The organism is Streptomyces sp. CNH189 (genome assembly GCF_000527195.1).
The window spans coordinates 207106-224281 of sequence record NZ_AZUS01000010.1; the positions used below are offsets into that span (position 1 = coordinate 207106).

14 protein-coding genes are annotated in these 17176 nt (G+C 71.3%); 3 read left to right on the forward strand and 11 right to left on the reverse strand.

Annotated elements, in window-relative coordinates; genetic code table 11:
- Positions 1-23: 23 nt before the first annotated feature.
- From B100_RS0116225 to B100_RS0116275, 11 genes are all read right to left on the reverse strand, one after another.
- Entirely contained in the window at positions 24-923 is a 900-nt protein-coding gene (locus B100_RS0116225) for a DUF4429 domain-containing protein (protein WP_024885489.1), read from the reverse strand.
- 120 nt (positions 924-1043) lie between these two features.
- Positions 1044-2816 (reverse strand): IucA/IucC family protein, encoded by a 1773-nt coding sequence (locus B100_RS0116230; RefSeq protein ID WP_024885490.1) that lies wholly within the window; start codon positions 2814-2816, stop codon positions 1044-1046.
- Positions 2813-3355, reverse strand: coding sequence for a GNAT family N-acetyltransferase (locus B100_RS0116235; RefSeq protein WP_024885491.1), 543 nt, complete (start codon positions 3353-3355; stop codon positions 2813-2815). The genes B100_RS0116230 and B100_RS0116235 overlap by 4 nt, the downstream gene beginning before the upstream one ends.
- On the reverse strand, positions 3352-4644 hold the full coding sequence (locus B100_RS0116240) for a lysine N(6)-hydroxylase/L-ornithine N(5)-oxygenase family protein (protein ID WP_024885492.1): 1293 nt from the start codon (positions 4642-4644) through the stop codon (positions 3352-3354). Before B100_RS0116240 ends, B100_RS0116235 begins: the two co-directional genes overlap by 4 nt.
- Positions 4628-6070: a lysine decarboxylase DesA gene (gene desA / locus B100_RS0116245; protein WP_024885493.1), complete on the reverse strand. Its 1443-nt coding sequence runs from the start codon at positions 6068-6070 to the stop codon at positions 4628-4630. Before desA ends, B100_RS0116240 begins: the two co-directional genes overlap by 17 nt.
- 158 nt (positions 6071-6228) lie before the next feature.
- A complete protein-coding gene (locus B100_RS0116250; RefSeq protein ID WP_024885494.1) occupies positions 6229-7101 on the reverse strand; it encodes a siderophore-interacting protein in 873 nt (290 codons plus the stop codon).
- Positions 7102-7148: 47 nt separating this feature from the next.
- The gene (locus tag B100_RS0116255; protein ID WP_024885495.1) at positions 7149-8195 is read right to left on the reverse strand and encodes an ABC transporter substrate-binding protein; all 1047 of its coding nucleotides are present in this window, start codon (positions 8193-8195) and stop codon (positions 7149-7151) included.
- Positions 8196-8389: 194 nt separating this feature from the next.
- Positions 8390-9550 (reverse strand): acyl-CoA dehydrogenase family protein, encoded by a 1161-nt coding sequence (locus tag B100_RS0116260; protein ID WP_024885496.1) that lies wholly within the window; start codon positions 9548-9550, stop codon positions 8390-8392.
- 4 nt (positions 9551-9554) lie between these two features.
- Positions 9555-10502 (reverse strand): hydroxymethylglutaryl-CoA lyase, encoded by a 948-nt coding sequence (locus tag B100_RS0116265; RefSeq protein ID WP_024885497.1) that lies wholly within the window; start codon positions 10500-10502, stop codon positions 9555-9557.
- Complete coding sequence (locus B100_RS0116270) at positions 10499-12523, reverse strand: acetyl-CoA carboxylase biotin carboxylase subunit (RefSeq protein WP_024885498.1); 2025 nt, start codon at positions 12521-12523, stop codon at positions 10499-10501. The genes B100_RS0116265 and B100_RS0116270 overlap by 4 nt, the downstream gene beginning before the upstream one ends.
- A 26-nt stretch (positions 12524-12549) precedes the next feature.
- A complete protein-coding gene (locus B100_RS0116275; RefSeq protein ID WP_024885499.1) occupies positions 12550-14166 on the reverse strand; it encodes a carboxyl transferase domain-containing protein in 1617 nt (538 codons plus the stop codon).
- An 87-nt stretch (positions 14167-14253) separates the two neighbouring features.
- On the opposite strand from B100_RS0116275, the gene B100_RS0116280 reads away from it, so the two are divergent.
- The 3 genes from B100_RS0116280 (at position 14254) to tesB (ending at position 17131) form a co-directional block, all read left to right on the forward strand.
- The gene (locus tag B100_RS0116280) at positions 14254-14856 is read left to right on the forward strand and encodes an SACE_7040 family transcriptional regulator (RefSeq protein ID WP_024885500.1); all 603 of its coding nucleotides are present in this window, start codon (positions 14254-14256) and stop codon (positions 14854-14856) included.
- A gap of 206 nt (positions 14857-15062) precedes the next feature.
- Positions 15063-16220, forward strand: coding sequence for an acyl-CoA dehydrogenase family protein (locus B100_RS0116285; protein ID WP_024885501.1), 1158 nt, complete (start codon positions 15063-15065; stop codon positions 16218-16220).
- Positions 16221-16255: 35 nt separating this feature from the next.
- Entirely contained in the window at positions 16256-17131 is an 876-nt protein-coding gene (gene tesB, locus B100_RS0116290; RefSeq protein WP_024885502.1) for an acyl-CoA thioesterase II, read from the forward strand.
- The last annotated feature ends 45 nt before the right edge of the window (positions 17132-17176 follow it).

Genomic DNA, 17176 nt, shown 5'->3' on the forward strand with positions numbered 1-17176 from the left:
GGGCAGGCTCAGGCGGATGGCCGCTACATGCGCTTCAGGACGGCCTGCTTGGCAAGGGCGAACTCGTCGTCCGTGAGCACGCCGGAGCGGTGCAGCTCGCCCAGCTCCCGCAGCCGGCGCAGGAGCGCGTCGTGGCCGTCCTCGGCGCGGTCGGCCGGCGCGGGCCGGTCGCCCTCGGGGGCGCGCGGGCCGTCCAGGGCGGGGGCGGCGGGGGTGGACCGGGCGGAAGGGTGTGGCAGTCGGGCCTGCACGGCGGAGGCCACCAGCGCCATCAGGGGGTCCTTCTTGAAGCCCCACAACTCCACGGCGTTCGGGTCGTACTTGGCCGGGACCTTGGCGGGGGCGTGGCGCACGAGGAAGCGGAGGTGGCCGTTCTCCAGGCCGGCCGCCGGCTGCCACTCCACGCCCTCCAGGTCCGGCACCGCGAGGGTGCGGGGGCCCGCGGCGGACTTGGCGTCCTCGGTCTTCCAGTTCCACTCCAGCCGTACGCGCTCCCCGTCGAAGCTGACGGTGCCGTCCCCGGCGGAGACGGACAGGGGCAGGGGCGGGCCGGGCAGCAGGTAGCCGGTCACCGGGCCGGACGGTATCTGCTCCAGCAGCAGGGCGGTGCGGACCTCCTCCGTGAAGTACTCGGCGACGCCGTAGCGGTCGGACTCGACGACCAGCTGGTAGGGGTCCTGGGGCTCGGTGAGGCGCCCGCCGGTCGCGTGCAGGAGCGGGTCGGCGCCGTCGCGCAACCGCAGCCTGAGCCGGCCCGACTTCTTGCCCTGCTCCAGGGAGATGCCCGCCAACGCCTCCAGCGGTACCGCCAGTTCACCCAGCGTGCGGCGCAGCAGGCCGATGTTCTTGTCGCGCCCGGGGGTCAGGCGCAGGGTCTCGCCGTCGAACGTCCACGTGCCGTCCTTCTGGATGATTTCCGCCATGGGGGGATTGTTCCATCGGAACGTTCCCTGGCAGGGGCGGGAGGTGAAGGAGGGGTGGCCGGGGGAGGGCGGGAGCCCCCCGGAGGACCGTACTCCGGGGGGCTCGTCCGTGCGGTGGGGTCAGAAGGCTGCCAGGGGGTTCTTCAGGGTGCCGACGAGCTGGAGGGCGCCCGAGGGGTCCGCCAGGTCCACCATCTGCTTGTTGTTGCGCAGCTGGAGGCGGTTCAGGCAGGACAGGGCGAACTCCGGGGCGAACATGTCGTACCGCTCGAAGCGGTCGGCGAGGGCCGGCACCGACGCCTGGTACTCCCGGGTGACCTCCGCGACCGTCCGCCAGAAGCCGTCCTCGTCCAGGACGCCCTCCTCGGCGAGGTTCGCCGCGAGGAAGCGGAAGAAGCAGTCGAAGACGTCCGTGAAGATCGACAGCAGCTTGGTGTCGTCCGGGACCTCGACGCGGATCCGGGCGACCTCGGGCGGCAGCACCGCGTCCGGGTCCATCACCGCGATCTCCTCGGCGATGTCCTTGTAGATCGCGCGCTTCACGGCGCCGTCCTCCAGCACCAGGATGACGTTCTCGCCGTGCGGCATGTACACCAGGTCGTAGGCGTAGAAGCTGTGCAGCAGCGGGACGTAGTAGGCCCGCAGATAGCGCCGCAGCCACTCCGCCGGGGCGAGTCCGGAGCGCTCGATCAGGGCGGCGGCGAAGGACCGGCCCTCGTGGTCGACGTGGACCAGGGACGCCATGGTGGCGAGCGACTCGCCGTCCTGGAGGGACGGCACCGGGCTCTCCCGCCACAGCGCCGCCAGCATCTTGCGGTACGGCGAGTAGCGGTCGGTGGCCTGCTCGTACTCCAGGTGCCGGTAGCCCACGGCGGCGCGCTCCCGGATGATCGACAGTCCCGTGGACCGCAGCACCGGGTCGTTGTCGATCAGGCGGGCCAGCCAGTCGTTGATGGCCGGGGTGGCCTCCATGTAGGCGGCGGACAGGCCCCGCATGAAGCCCATGTTGAGGACGGACAGGGCCGTCTTCACGTAGTGCTTCTCCGGCTGCGACCGGTTGAAGAAGGTACGGATGGACTGCTGCGCCAGGTACTCGTCGTCGCCCTCGCCCAGCAGGACCAGGTGCCGGCGGGCGACCTCGGCGGCGAAGGTGACGGACAGCTTGTTCCACCACTGCCAGGGGTGGCAGGGGATCAGCAGGTAGTCGGCGGGGTCCAGGCCCTGTGCGCGCAGGACGTCGTGGAAGCCCTCGACGGTCTCCTCGCCCAGCTCCTGGCGGACGAACGACTCGTACTCGATGCCCACACCCGCCGTGAACGCGGCCCGCGAGCGGTGGGCGGCCAGCCACACCAGCCGCACCGGGTTCCCGGTCTCGGGGGCGTACTGCCGGTACTCGTGGACGCCGAAGCCGAGCCGCCCGTTGTTGGCGACGAAGCAGGGGTGGCCCTCGGTCATGCCGGTCTCGATCGCCTGGAAACCGGCGTCGGCCAGCTCGGCCGAGGTGACCTCCGGCTTGGTCAGCTTGTAGCAGGTGCCGGAGAGGGTGGAGGAGATCTCCTCCAGGTACACCGGCAGGATCTCGTCGCTCAGCCCCAGGGACTTCTGCAGCTCGATGAAGAAGTCCAGCGCCGCGAGCTCCAGCTCGGTGCCGTCGCGATGCCGGGTGATCGAGTCGGCGTCGACCTGCCAGTGGTCCAGGCCGCGCAGCTTCGCGGCGAACGTGTAGCGGGTCTCGCCGTCGTCGCTGCGGACGACGTACCGGCCGTCACCGGCCGGCTCCGGCGTGACGAGCCGCTCGTGCGCGAACTCGGCGAGCGCCTTGCGGATCAGCAGGCGGTTGGCCCGCGCCCAGCGGTGGGGGGACAGGTGCGCCACGGCGTCGGACAGGGTCATACGGACACTCCTCGGGCGGCCTCGAACTGCTCGCGCGTGCAGAAGCTCAGCAGCGCGCGCTTCTCCGGCTTGTCGATCTCACGCTCGGGCACGAAGCCCACGGCCTCGTTCAGGGCGTGCACGGCCTTGTTGCCGACGTCGGGCTCCACCACGACCCGGCGGGTGGCCGGGTCGGCGAACAGCTCCGCCATCACGGCGGTGATCACGGCGCGGGTGAAGCCGTGGACGGGGCGGTCGGTGGGGGCGACCAGGAAGTGCATGCCGACGTCGCCGGGCTCCGGTTCGTAGAGCCCGACCAGTTCGACGTACCGGGGGTCGTACTTCTCCATCAGGAAGGCCGGCTCGCCGTCGTGCAGGCCCAGGTAGGCGTGGTGGTGTTCGTGGGCGGCGATCCGCATGTACTCGCGCTCGACGTCCTGGAGATGCGCGTCCTGCATCATCCAGAACGCCGCCTTGGGGTGGGTCACCCAGCGGTGCAGCAGCTCCGCGTCCTTCAGCGGGTCGAGCGGGCGGATCGTGAACGTACCGATGGTGCTCATACGGCGAACTCCTGGAAGGCGATGGTCTTCTCGACCGGGTAGTACTCGGTGCCCAGCAGCTCGCGGATGATGGACGCGTTGCGGTAGGCGCCCATCCCCAGGTCGGGGCTGGTGATGCTGTGCGTGTGCACGCCCGCGTTCTGCAGGAACACACCGCGGCCGGTGACGTCGATCGCGTAGTTGCGGGCGACGTCGAAGCGGCCGTGGCCGTCGAGGCGCAGCCGGTCGCGGACCGGCTCCAGGAAGGCGGGCCGCTCGTAGTGGTAGCCGGTGGCCAGTACCAGGCCCTCGGTGGTGATCTCGAAGTCCTTGCCCTGCTCGTCCTGGCGGAAGCCCAGCGTGTACGTGCCGTCCTGGTACCGGGCGGAGGTGAGCGAGGAGTTGGTGAGCAGCCGGGTGGGCACGCCGCGCCCGCCGCTCTCCACGTTCTTCTGGTAGAGCAGGTCGAAGATCGCGTCGATCAGCTCCGAGTTGATGCCCTTGAACAGACCCTTCTGCTGCCTCTCCAGCCGGTAGCGGGTCTCCTCGGGCAGCGCGCGGAAGTAGTCGATGTAGTCCGGGGACGTCATCTCCAGGGTCAGCTTGGTGTACTCCAGCGGGAAGAACCGCGGGGAGCGGGTGACCCAGTTGAGCTGGTAGCCGTGGGCGTCGATCTCGGACAGCAGCTCGTAGTAGATCTCGGCGGCGGACTGCCCGCTGCCCACGATGGTGACCGACTTCTTCTCCCGCAGCTCTGCCTTGCGGTGCATGTACCGCGCGTTGTGGAAGAGGCCGCCCTCCAGGCCGCGGCACGGCTCGGGCACGAACGGCACGGTGCCGGTGCCGAGCACCAGGTGCCGGCCCCGGTACGTGGTGCCGGTGGACGTCGCCACGACGTACACCTCGGCGGACTCGTCCCACGTCACCTCGGTGACCGTGGTGCCGAAGCGGATGGAGCTGAGCTGCCCGGCGGCCCAGCGGCAGTAGTCGTCGTACTCGACGCGCAGCGGGTAGAAGTTCTCCCGGATGTAGAACGAGTACAGCCGGCCCTTCTCCTTCAGGTAGTTGAGGAAGGAGTAGGGGGACGTCGGGTCGGCGAGGGTGACCAGGTCCGACATGAACGGCGTCTGCAGATGGGCGCCGTCGAGGAACATCCCGGCGTGCCACTCGAAGTCGGGCTTGGACTCCAGGAAGACACCGTCGAGTTCGGCGATGGGCTCGGTCAGACAGGCCAGCCCCAGGTTGAACGGGCCCAGCCCGATGCCCACGAAGTCGTAGGCCGGTTCCGTGGTGTCAGCAAGCGCGGTCAAGGGACTCTCCCAGGTACTGCTCGGCGTGGCCGGCGATCAGGTCGAGGACGGCCGCGATGTCGGCCGTCGTGGTCTCGGGGTTGAGCAGGGTGAACTTCAGGTAGTGGCGCCCGGCCACCTTGGTGCCCGCGACCACCGCGTCACCGGACGCGAACAGCGCTTTGCGGGCGTGGAGGTTGGCCCGGTCGATCTCGGCGGGGTCGGTGACGGAGGCCGGGACGTAGCGGAAGACCAGGGTGGACAGGCTGGGCTCGACGACCACGTCGAAGCGGGGGTCGGCGGCCAGCAGCTTCCAGCCCTCGGCGGCGAGGTCGCACACCTCGTCGAAGAGCTCGCCGATGCCGTCGGCGCCCATCACGCGCAGCGTCATCCACAGCTTGAGCGCGTCGAAGCGGCGGGTGGTCTGGAGGGACTTGTCGACCTGGTTGGGGATGCGCTCGGTCACCATGCGGCGCGGGTTGAGGTACTCCGCGTGGTAGGTGGCGTGCCGCAGCGTGGCCGCGTCGCGCACCAGCACGGCCGAGGAACTGACCGGCTGGAAGAAGGACTTGTGGTAGTCGACGGTGACGGAGTCGGCGCGCTCGATGCCGTCGATGCGGTGCCGGTATTTCAGCGAGGCCAGCAGTCCGCAGCCGTAGGCGGCGTCCACGTGCATCCAGGCGCCGTACTGCTCGCACAGTCCGGCGATCTCCGGCAGCGGGTCGATGGAGCCGAAGTCGGTGGTGCCGGCGGTGGCGACGACCGCCATCGGGGTCAGCCCGGCCTCCGCGCAGTGCTCCAGCTCGCGGGCGAGGGCGACGGTCTGCATCCGCTTGTCGTGGTCCACGGGGACCACCACCACGGCGTCGGGGCCGAGGCCCAGCAGCTTCGCGGACTTCTGCACGCTGAAGTGGCTGACCTCCGAGGCGAAGACGCGCAGCTTCGCCAGGTCTCGGGACTTGGCCTCCTCCCGGGCCAGCAGCAGCGCCTGGAGGTTGGACTGGGTGCCGCCGGAGGTGAACACGCCGTCGGCGGCGGGGCCGAGACCGATGCGCGCGGTCGTCCAGTCGATGAGTTTCCGCTCGATCAGGGTGCCGCCGGCCGACTGGTCCCACGTGTCCAGGGAGGAGTTGACGGCGGAGAGCACGGCCTCACCGAGCACGGCCGGGATGACGACCGGGCAGTTGAGGTGGGCGAGGTAGCGGGGGTGGTGGAAGTAGACCGCGTCCCGGAGGTAGACGTCCTCCAGTTCGTCCAGCACCGCGGTGGTGTCGCCGAGTGGCCGGTCGAGGTCGATCGCGACGATGCGCGGGGCGAGGTCGTCGACCGTGACGCCGGTGAACGGCCGGTCGGTGGTGGCGAGTTTGGCGGCCACCCGCTCGACTCCTTCGGTCACGGAGCGTCGGTAGTGCTCCGTGGTGGTGTCGTTGAGCAGGTGCGAGCGCATGTGGGGGTCCTCCGGTGGGGACGGTCCGGTGCGGGGAGAGGTCCGGTGCGGTTCAACTTAGGTTAGCCTAACCAAACTTCTCCGGGGGTAATCCCGCTTCCGTCGTGACCGTCGTCACGTCACGGCGGGACGCGACGGGGTGTCAACTCCCATACGCCTCACGCCTGTTCGCGAAGCTGCTCCTCCGTCAGGCCACGCCGCCAGTAGCCCACGAACGTCACCCGCCGGCGGTCGATGCCACGCTCGCCGACGAAGTGCCGCCGCAGCCGCTTCACATGGCCGGCCTCCCCGGCGAGCCACACGTAGGCGCGCTCGGGGGAGCGGAGGGCGGCCTGCCGGACGGCGTCCAGGGCCAGCGGGGCCTCCGCGGCGGTCGCGCCCTCCCGCACGAACCAGGTGATCTCGGCGTCCGCCGCGGTCGGCAGCTCCTGGACGTCCCCGGCGTGCGGCACCTCCAGCCAGACCCGGGCGGGGGTGCCTGCGGGGAGGGCGTCCAGGATCGCGGCGGCCGCGGGCAGGGCGGTCTCGTCCGCCCACAGCAGCACCGTTGAGGCGTCCTCGGGCGGACGGAAGCGGATCGCCCGGTTGTCGGCGAGCGCGGGGCCGAGCAGCAGCACCCGGTCACCGGCGGCGGCGCGGGCGGCCCAGCGGGAGGCCGGGCCGGCCGCCGCTGACGCGCCCGCCTCCGCGGTGACGCCGTGCAGCACGAAGTCGACGTCGATCTCGACGGTGTGCCCCAGGGCGTCCGCACGCCGCGCCCGCAGCGTGTACGAGCGCATCACCGCCCGTACGTCGTCCGGCAGTTCGCGCCAGCCCTGCCACCAGCCGTCACCCAGCTCCAGCGGCACGACCGGCTCGTCCTGTCCCGGGTGGGGCAGGAACAGCGACAGGGACTGGTCACGTCCGTCGGAGCGGAAGTCGCGCAGCTCCGGCCCGGTGAAGGTGACCCGGACCAGGGACGGGCCGAGCCGCCGCGTCCCGGCGACCTGGAGGGCGAAGAAGCGGAACGGGGCGGCCACGGCAGTCGTCACGAGGAGCTCCTGCGAGTCGGGGGCGGCTGGACCTTACGGTGCGGGCGTCAGCTGACCTTCTTGGCCTTCTCGATGGCCTCGGCGAGCGCCTCCACCGGCGCCACGCACTTGTCGTAGGACAGGATCGGCTCGGTGGACCGGGCGATGACCTGGCCGGCCTTGACGGCGGGCAGCTGCTTCCAGGTCGCCTCGGTGATGTCGGCGGGCTGGATGGCCGAGCTGCGGTCGTCCATCAGGATCACGTCGGCCTTGTGCTTGTCGACGTTCTCCCAGCTGAGGCTCTCGAACCAGCCGCCGGTGGGCTTCTTGGCCTCCTCGGTGGGCTCCACGAAGTTCACGCCGAGGGCCTTGAAGTACTCCAGGTCGATGGAGAGGTTGGTGCCCGAGACGTAGAACAGCTCCGGGCTCGCCGAGCCGACCAGCACCTTGATCTCGGGCTTGGCCTTGGCGGCCTTGCGCAGCCGCTCCGAGGCGGCCTCGAAGCGCTTCTTGGCCTCGGTGACCTTCGCGGCCGTCATGTCGGCGCCGAGCGACTCGGCCAGCTCCCACATCCGCTGCAGCGGGCCGGTCAGCTGACGGTCGAAGACGGAGATGCCGACGCTGGGCGCGAGCTTGGCGATCTTGTCCTTGGACGCCTCGGGGACGTACCAGAGGGTGCCGGCGTCGTCGAACATCGTGGAGATGAGCACGTCGGGCGCGAGGGCCGCGTACTTCTCGACGTTGAACTGGTCCCAGACGTTGCCCAGGACCGTCACCTTGCTGACGTCCATGTCGCCGGCCTGGACGTCGGCCTTGCCGTCCTTGGTCGTGGTCGGGCCGAAGACGCCCTTGACCTCGACGCCGTAGTCGTACAGCGCGGCGGCGACACCGGTGAACGCGACGATGTTCGCCGGCGCCTTGTCGAGCTTCACGGTGGTGCCGCGGTCGTCCTTGAAGGACCACGGGCCGGACTTGGTGTCGCCGGACCCCTTCGTGTCCGCGCCGCCGTCCTTCTTGTCGTCCCCGCAGGCGGTGAGGACGGCGCCGAGCCCGAGGGCACCACCGGCGGCGAGCAGTCCGCGACGGGAGAAGCGGGCGGTTGTGGCGTTCGACATGGAAGGGTCTGCTTTCGTGCGTACGGGACCGGTGTACAAACAGCGTTAGGTTAGCCTAACCAAACGATCTGTCCAGAGGGCGTCCGGTGTTCTTCCTGGGGAAACGCCGGTCGAGCACCGTGATTCAGGTCACCCGGTAGCACGGCGACGGCCCGCGTCGTTGTCGACGCGGGCCCTCTCTGCCGGTCCTGAGGTCAGCCCGTCAGGCCCAACTCCCGTGCGATGAGCATCCGCTGGACCTCGCTGGTGCCCTCGCCGATCTCCAGGATCTTCGAGTCGCGCCACATGCGGGCCACCGGGTACTCGTTCATGAAGCCGTAGCCGCCGTGGATCTGCGTGGCGTCACGGGCGTTGTCCACGGCCACCGTGGAGGAGTACAGCTTCGCCAGCGCCGCCTCCTTCTTGAAGGGCTCGCCCGCGACCAGCCGGCTCGCCGCGTCCCGCCACGCCAGGCGCGCCGTGTGCGCCTTCATCTCCATGTCCGCGATCTTGAACTGGATCGCCTGGTTGGAGCCGATCGGACGCCCGAACGCGTGCCGTTCCCTGGCGTACTTCACCGACTCGTCCACACAGCCCTGTGCGAGCCCCGTGCCGAGCGCGGCGATGGCGATGCGGCCCTCGTCGAGAATGCGCAGGAACTGCGCGTAGCCGCGGCCCTCTTCGCCCAGCAGGTTCGCCGCCGGGACCCGGACGTCCTGGAACGACAGCTCGCGGGTGTCCGAGGCGTTCCAGCCGACCTTCGAGTACGGGGCGGCCACCGTGAAGCCGGGAGTGCCGGACGGGACGATGATCGCCGAGATCAGGGGCTTGCCGTCGGGCTTGCGGCCGGTGACCGCGGTGACCGTGACCAGGCCGGTGATGTCCGTGCCGGAGTTGGTGATGAAGCACTTGGAGCCGTTGATGACCCACTCGTTCGTCGACTCGTCCAGCCGGGCCGTCGTCCGGGTCGCGCCCGCGTCGCTGCCGCCGTCCGGCTCGGTCAGACCGAACGCGCCGAGGATCTCGCCCGAGCACAGCCGGGGCAGCCACTCACGCTTCTGCTCCTCGGTGCCGAACAGGTGCAGCGGCATGGCGCCCAGCGAGACACCCGCCTCCAGGGTGATGGCCACCGAGGAGTCCACCCGGGCGAGTTCCTCCAGGGCCACGCCGAGCGCGAAGTAGTCGCCGCCCATGCCGCCGTACTCCTCCGGGAACGGCAGGCCGAACAGGCCCATGCGGCCCATCTCCCGCACGATCTCGTACGGGAACTCGTGCCGCTCGTAGAAGTCGCCGATCTTCGGCGCCACCACGTCGTGCGCGAACTCCTCGACCGTGCGGCGGAGTTCTTCGAGCTCGGGGGAGAGCTTGTGGTCCATGTCGTCACTGCTCCTGGTGGGAGAGGGCTCGTACGGTGCGGGACGGGCTGGGTCGGCCCAGGTGGGCGGCCATCCAGACGCTTGTGGCGACCAGGCGGCCGAGATCGACGCCGGTGTCGATGCCGAGGCCCCGCAGCATCCACACCAGGTCCTCGGTGGCGAGATTGCCGGTGGCGGACTTCGCGTAGGGGCAGCCGCCCAGTCCGCCGGCGGAGGCGTCCACCGTGGTGACGCCCTGCTGGAGGGCGGCCAGCGTGTTGGACAGGGCCTGCCCGTAGGTGTCGTGGAAGTGCACGCCCAGCGCGGGGACGGGCACGCCCGCCTCCCTGAGCGCGCCGATCAGGGCGGTCACATGACCCGGGGTCGCCACCCCGATCGTGTCGCCGAGGCTCAGCTCGTCGCAGCCCATGTCGAGCAGCGCCCGGCACACCCGCACCACCTGGGGGACCGGGACCGCGCCCTCCCAGGGGTCGCCGAAGCACATGGAGAGGTAGCCGCGTACGTGGACGCCCTGCTCCTTGGCGCGGGTCACCACCGGCTCGAACAGGGCCAGCGACTCGTCCACCGTGCGGTTGAGGTTGGCCTTGGCGAAGGACTCCGTGGCGCTGGCGAACACCGCCACCCGGCGGGCGCCCAGCGCCAGCGCGCGGTCCAGGCCGCGCTCGTTGGGCACCAGCACCGGCAGCTCCACCGGCAGGCCGGACACCGCCGGGTACAGCTCCTCGGCGTCCGCGAGCTGCGGCACCCACTTGGGGTGCACGAAGCTCGTCGCCTCGATCGTGGTCAGACCGGTGCCCGCCAGTCGGCGGACGAACTCCGCCTTCACGGCCGTCGGGACGGTCGCCTTCTCGTTCTGCAGGCCGTCACGGGCGCCCACCTCGTGGATCCGCACCCGCGCGGGCAGTCCCTCGGCCGGCACGGCCATGGGCAGGGCCGGCTCGCTCGCGTTCACGCCGTCTCCCCTTCCGCCGGTTCCGCGGTCTCCACGGGCGCGATGACCGCGAGGACCTGATCCATGGCGACCGCCGTGCCCGGGGACACGTCCAGTTCGGTGACCGTGCCGGCGTGCGGGGCGGAGATGACGTGCTCCATCTTCATCGCCTCCACCACCAGCAGGCTCTGGCCCGCGTCCACCTCGTCGCCGACGGCGACCTTCACCACCGTCACCGTGCCCGGCATCGGCGCGGTCAGCGAGTCGGCGCCCGCCTGGCCCGCCCGGGTGAGGGACGCGGCCACCGGGTCGTGGTCGCGGACCTGCCAGGCGTCGCCGTCCCGGCCCAGCCAGGTGCCGTCCGGCAGGGCGGCGAAGGTGTGCGCGACACCGTCCAGGGCGCAGGTGAACCGGTGCCCGTCGAGCGGCCCGGCGGACGCCCGCAGCGGGGTGTCCGCGCCGGGCAGCAGCAACTCCGTGCCGCCGTCGGCGGTGGGGCGCACCCGCACGGTCACCGGGTCGTGGCCCGCAACCCGCAGGTGGTGCGCGGTCCACACCCGGCCACCGCCCATCCGCCAGCCGTCGGCGGCGTCGAACGGGTCACGCCAGCCGGGGCCCGCGGCGGGCGCCAGGGCGGCCTGGCGGAGCAGCGCCGCCGTCGCGTACACCTCGGCCGGCACCTCGTCCGTGACCAGCGTGTCCACCTCGCGCTCGACCAGCCCGGTGTCCAGCTCGCCGGACACCACCGCAGGATGCGCCAGCAGCCGCCGCAGGAAGCCCGCGTTGGTCTGCACGCCCAGCGTCACCGTCCCCGCGAGCGCGGCCCGCAGCTTGCGCAGCGCGGTCGCCCGGTCGGGGCCGTAGGCGATGACCTTGGAGAGCATCGGGTCGTAGAGGCTGCCGACCTCCGTGCCCTCGGTGAGGCCGGAGTCGGTGCGCACGCCGTCGCCCTGCGGCTCACGCAGCCGCAGCACCGTGCCGCCGGAGGGCAGGAAGCCCCGCGCGGGGTCCTCGGCGCACAGGCGCGCCTCGACCGCGTGCCCGGTGAGGCGGACGTCGTCCTGCCCGAACGCCAGCGGTTCGCCCGCCGCCGCCCGCAGCTGCCACTCCACCAGGTCGAGCCCGGTGATCAGCTCGGTGACCGGGTGCTCCACCTGGAGCCGGGTGTTCATCTCCATGAAGTAGTACGACGACGGGTCGTTGCCCGGGACGATGAACTCGACCGTGCCCGCGCCCCGGTAGCCGCAGGAGCGGGCCGCCTGCACGGCCGCCTCGCCCATCGCGGCCCGCGTCCTCTCGTCGAGGAGCACACTGGGCGCCTCCTCGATGATCTTCTGGTGGCGCCGCTGGAGGGAGCACTCGCGCTCGCCCAGGTGCACCACGTTCCCGTGGCCGTCGGCCAGCACCTGGATCTCGATGTGCCGCGGCCGGTCGATCCACCGCTCCACCAGCAGCGTGTCGTCGCCGAAGGAGGCGCGGGCCTCACGCCGGGCGGCGGCGATCTCGTCCGCCAGCCCCGCCTCGTCCCGCACCAGGCGCATGCCCTTGCCGCCGCCGCCCGCCGACGGCTTCAGCAGCACCGGCATGCCGATCTCCCGCGCCGCGTCGACGAGCTGCGCGTCCGTCAGCCCGCTGCCGCTGGAGCCGGGCACCACCGGCACCCCGGCCGCCTTCACCGTCTCCTTCGCGCGGATCTTGTCGCCCATCAGCGCGATCGCGTCCGCCGGGGGGCCGATGAACGCGAGCCCCGCCGCCTCGCAGGCCCGCGCGAACTCCGCGTTCTCCGCGAGGAAGCCGTACCCCGGGTGCACCGCGCGCGCGCCGGTGAGGGCGGCCGCCTCCAGCAGCCGCTCCACCGACAGGTAGCTCTCCGCGGCCGGCGCCGGCCCGATCCGCACCGCCGTGTCGGCCTCCCGGACGTGCCGGGCGCCGGCGTCCGCGTCGGAGTACACCGCCACCGAGCGCACGCCCATCGACCGCAGTGTGCGCACGACACGGACGGCGATCTCACCCCGGTTGGCCACCAGTACCGTGTCGAACATCTGATCAGTCATCGTCAGGGGTCCCCTCACATCCGGAAGACGCCGAACTGGGGGTCACCCAGGGGCGCGTTGGCGCACGCGGTCAGGGCCAGTCCCAGCACCTGCCGGGTCTCCATCGGGTCGATCACGCCGTCGTCCCACAGCCGGGCCGTCGCGTAGTAGGCGTTCCCCTGCTGCTCGTACTGGGCGCGGATCGGGGCCTTGAAGGCGTCCTCGTCCGCCGCGGGCCACTCCTCGCCGCGCGCCTCCAACTGGTCCCGCTTGACCGTGGCGAGGACCGAGGCGGCCTGCTCGCCGCCCATCACCGAGATCTTGGCGTTCGGCCACATCCACAGGAAGCGGGGCGAGTACGCCCGCCCGCACATCGAGTAGTTGCCCGCGCCGTAGGAGCCGCCGACCACGACGGTCAGCTTCGGCACGCGGGTGCAGGCGACGGCCGTGACCATCTTGGCGCCGTGCTTGGCGATGCCGCCCGCCTCGTAGTCCTTGCCGACCATGAAGCCCGAGATGTTCTGCAGGAACAGCAGCGGGATGCCGCGCTGGTCGCACAGCTCGATGAAGTGGGCGCCCTTCTGGGCGGACTCGGAGAACAGGATGCCGTTGTTGGCGACGATCCCCACCGGGTGGCCGTGGATGTGCGCGAAGCCGGTGACCAGGGTCTGCCCGAACTCCGCCTTGAACTCGGCGAACCGGGAGCCGTCGGTGATCCGGGCGATGACCTCGCGGACGTCGTAGGGGGTGCGGGAGTCCACCGGCACCGCGCCGTACAGCCCGGCCGGGTCCACCTTGGGCTCGACGACCGGCCGCACCTGCCAGGGCAGCTCCCCGCGCGCGGGGAGCGTGGAGACGATCTGGCGCACGATCCTCAGCGCGTGCGCGTCGTCCTCGGCGAGGTGGTCGGTCACCCCGGACACCCGCGAGTGGACCTCGCCGCCGCCCAGCTCCTCCGCCGTGACCACCTCTCCGGTGGCCGCCTTCACCAGGGGCGGGCCGCCGAGGAAGATCGTGCCCTGGCCGCGCACGATCACCGCCTCGTCGCTCATCGCCGGCACATACGCGCCGCCCGCCGTGCAGGAGCCGAGCACCGCCGCGATCTGCGGGATGCCGGCGCCGGACATCCGGGCCTGGTTGTAGAAGATGCGGCCGAAGTGGTCCCGGTCCGGGAAGACCTCGTCCTGCATCGGCAGGAAGGCGCCGCCCGAGTCCACCAGGTAGACGCAGGGCAGCCGGTTGTCCAGGGCCACCTCCTGCGCGCGCAGGTGCTTCTTCACGGTCATCGGGTAGTACGTGCCGCCCTTGACGGTGGCGTCGTTGGCGACGACCACGCACTCGCGGCCCGCGACCCGGCCGATCCCGGCGATCACCCCGGCCGCCGGCGCCTGCCCGTCGTACAGCCCGTCCGCCGCCAGCGGGGCCAGCTCCAGGAAGGGCGAGCCGGGGTCGAGAAGGGTGTCCACCCGGTCGCGCGGGAGCAGCTTCCCGCGCGCGGTGTGACGGGCGCGCGCCCGCTCGCCGCCGCCGAGCGCCGCCGCGGCCAGCTTGCCGCGCAGCTCCCCGACGAGGGCGCGGTGCGCCTCCTCGTTGGCCCGAAAGGCCTCCGACGCGGGGTCGGCCGCGCTGTGAAGCTCCGGTGCCTCGTGCATCCTGCGGGTCCCCTCACCTTGTTAATGAGCGTTAACGCATTTCCTTCAGGTTAACGACCGCTAACCTCCCTGTCTAGAATCGTCTTCATGGCCACCAGAACCGACGCCCCCACCCGCCGCGAGCAGATCCTCAAGGAGGCCGCCCGGCTCTTCGCCGAGCGCGGCTTCCACGGGGTCGGCGTCGACGAGATAGGCGCCGCCGTCGGGATCAGCGGTCCCGGGCTCTACCGGCACTTCGCGGGCAAGGACGCCATGCTCGCGGAGCTGCTGGTGGGGATCAGCGACTCGCTGCTGACCGGCGCGAAGCGGCGACTCGACGAGGCGGACGGGGCGGGCGGGGTGGCTCCCGAGGCGGTCCTCGACTCGCTGATCGAGGGGCACATCGACTTCGCGCTCGACGACCGCCCGCTCATCACCCTGCACGACCGTGAGCTGGACCGCCTCCGGGACGCCGACCGCAAGCTGGTGCGCCAGCTCCAGCGGCAGTACGTCGAGCTGTGGGTGGGCGTGGTGCGCCGCCTCTACCCGGACCTCGCCGAGCCCACCGCCCGCTCGGCGGTCCACTCGGTCTTCGGCCTCCTCAACTCCACCCCGCACCTGACCCGCCCGGGCTCCCTGCCGGACCGCGCCGGCACGGCGGAGCTGCTGCACCGCATGGCCCGGGGGGCGTTCGCGGCGGCGGCCGCCTGAGCCGCGACGGGGTCGCCTTCAAGGCCCCGGAGTGACGAGCGTTACGGGGGCCCCGCTCTGGACGCCTGTGGATACTCGCCGGTACCTTGTTCTGAGCAAGCGCTTAGCCAGGCGGGTCGCAGTCACCCATTGAGGTACCCCGACGGCGAGCAACCAGGTACGCGAGAGCGGCGCCGGTTCAGGCGCAGGGATTGGGGTGGCGGACAGTGCGCCGTACGGTTTTCAACGAGGATCACGAGGCGTTCCGGGAGACCATCCGCGCCTTCATCGAGGCCGAGGTCGTCCCCGTCTACGACGAGTGGTTCGCGGCGGGCCAGGCGCCCCGCGACTTCTACTACAAGCTCGGTGAGCTGGGGATCTTCGGCATCAGCGTGCCGGAGGAGTTCGGCGGCGCGGGCATGGACACCCACAAGTTCGAGGCCGTCCTCTACGAGGAGACCGCCCGCGCGGGCGTCCAGTTCGGCGGCTCCGGCGTGCACGTGCTGCTCGCCCTGCCCTACCTCAAGATGCTGGCCACGGACGAGCAGAAGAAGCGCTTCCTGCCGAAGTTCGTCACCGGCGAGGAGATGTGGGCCATCGCGATGACCGAGCCGGGCACCGGCTCCGACCTCGCGGGCATGAAGACCACCGCCAAGCTGAGCGAGGACGGCACCCACTACGTCCTCAACGGCGCCAAGACCTTCATCACCGGCGGTGTGCACGCCGACAAGGTGATCGTCTGCGCCCGCACCGCGGCCCCCACCGCCGAGGACCGCCGGCACGGCATCTCCCTGTTCGCCGTCGACACCAAGTCCGAGGGCTACTCGGTCGGCCGCAAGCTCGACAAGCTCGGCCTGAAGACCTCCGACACCGCCGAGCTGGCGTTCGTCGACGTCAAGGTCCCCGTCGAGGACCTCCTCGGTGAGGAGAACAAGGGGTTCTCCTACCTCGGCCACAACCTGGCCTCCGAGCGCTGGGGCATCGCCTTCGGCGCCTACGCCCAGGCCAAGGCAGCCGTCCGGTTCGCCAAGCAGTACGTGCAGGAGCGCACCGTCTTCGGCAAGCCGGTCGCCCACTTCCAGAACACCAAGTTCGAGCTGGCCGCCTGCCAGGCCGAGGTGGACGCCGCCGAGGCCGTCGCCGACCGCGCCACCGAGGCCCTGGACGCCGGCGAACTCACCCCCGCCGAGGCCGCCAGCGCCAAGCTGTTCTGCACCGAGGTCGCGCACCGCGTCATCGACCGCTGCCTCCAGCTGCACGGCGGCTACGGCTACATGAACGAGTACCCGATCGCCCGCCTGTACGCGGACAACCGGGTCAACCGCATCTACGGCGGCACCAGCGAGATCATGAAGTCGATCATCGCCAAGGACATGGGCCTGTAAGGTCCCGGAAATCCCTGCCGTATACAACTGATTCCATGAGTCAGGCACTTCAGGAGCTCCTCGATCTGCTCGACCTCGAGCAGATCGAGGAGAACATCTTCCGCGGCCGGTCCCGTGCCTCCGCCGTCCCCCGCGTCTTCGGCGGCCAGGTGGCGGCGCAGGCGCTGGTCGCCGCGGGGCGCACGGTGGCGGCCGACCGGCCCCCGCACTCGCTGCACGCGTACTTCCTGCGCATCGGCGACCCGGGCGCGCCGATCGTCTACACCGTCGACCGGATCCGCGACGGCCGCTCCTTCACCACCCGGCGGGTCGTGGCGGTCCAGCACGGCAAGCCGATCTTCCACCTCTCCGCGTCCTTCCAGACGCACGAGGAGGGGCTGGACCACCAGGAGCCGATGCCGCCGTCCCCGGACCCGGAGACGCTGCCCACCTCCGAGGAGCGGCTGCGGAGCTACCCGCACCTGTCGTCGGAGGTCGTGCACCGCTACCTCGGCGCCCGCGCGGCCGTCGACATGCGCTACGTCGACGACCCGCCCTACGGCCGCTTCGGCGCACCGCGCGACCCGCACTCGCAGGTGTGGTTCCGCACCAACGGCAAGGTCGAGGGCGACGACCCCCTGCTGCACGTCGTCCTGGCCACGTACGTCTCCGACATGACGCTGCTGGACTCGATCCTGCTCGCCCACGGGCGCGGCGGCTGGGCCGTCGGCGACGTGGTCGGCGCGTCCCTGGACCACGCGATGTGGTTCCACCGCCCGTTCCGCGCGGACGAGTGGCTGCTGTACGACCAGCAGTCCCCGTCGGCCCACGGCGGCCGGGGGCTCGGCCAGGGCCGCATCTACACCCAGGACGGCAGGCTGGCGGTCTCGGTCATCCAGGAGGGCGTGGTCCGCGTCCCGCGCGAGGACTGACCGGCCCCGGCGGCGGAAATCCCGGTGACCCCACCGGAGCGGCGG

Bases quoted from the DNA above. Each gene is read 5' to 3' on its own strand.
- B100_RS0116225 (WP_024885489.1), bottom strand. From the start codon at position 923: ATGGCGGAAATCATCCAGAAGGACGGCACGTGGACGTTCGACGGCGAG.
- B100_RS0116280 (WP_024885500.1), top strand. From the start codon at position 14,254: ATGGCCACCAGAACCGACGCCCCCACCCGCCGCGAGCAGATCCTCAAG.
- B100_RS0116230 (WP_024885490.1), bottom strand. From the start codon at position 2,816: ATGACCCTGTCCGACGCCGTGGCGCACCTGTCCCCCCACCGCTGGGCG.
- B100_RS0116270 (WP_024885498.1), bottom strand. From the start codon at position 12,523: ATGTTCGACACGGTACTGGTGGCCAACCGGGGTGAGATCGCCGTCCGT.
- desA (WP_024885493.1), bottom strand. From the start codon at position 6,070: ATGCGCTCGCACCTGCTCAACGACACCACCACGGAGCACTACCGACGC.
- B100_RS0116255 (WP_024885495.1), bottom strand. From the start codon at position 8,195: ATGTCGAACGCCACAACCGCCCGCTTCTCCCGTCGCGGACTGCTCGCC.
- B100_RS0116275 (WP_024885499.1), bottom strand. From the start codon at position 14,166: ATGCACGAGGCACCGGAGCTTCACAGCGCGGCCGACCCCGCGTCGGAG.
- B100_RS0116235 (WP_024885491.1), bottom strand. From the start codon at position 3,355: ATGAGCACCATCGGTACGTTCACGATCCGCCCGCTCGACCCGCTGAAG.
- B100_RS0116260 (WP_024885496.1), bottom strand. From the start codon at position 9,550: ATGGACCACAAGCTCTCCCCCGAGCTCGAAGAACTCCGCCGCACGGTC.
- tesB (WP_024885502.1), top strand. From the start codon at position 16,256: ATGAGTCAGGCACTTCAGGAGCTCCTCGATCTGCTCGACCTCGAGCAG.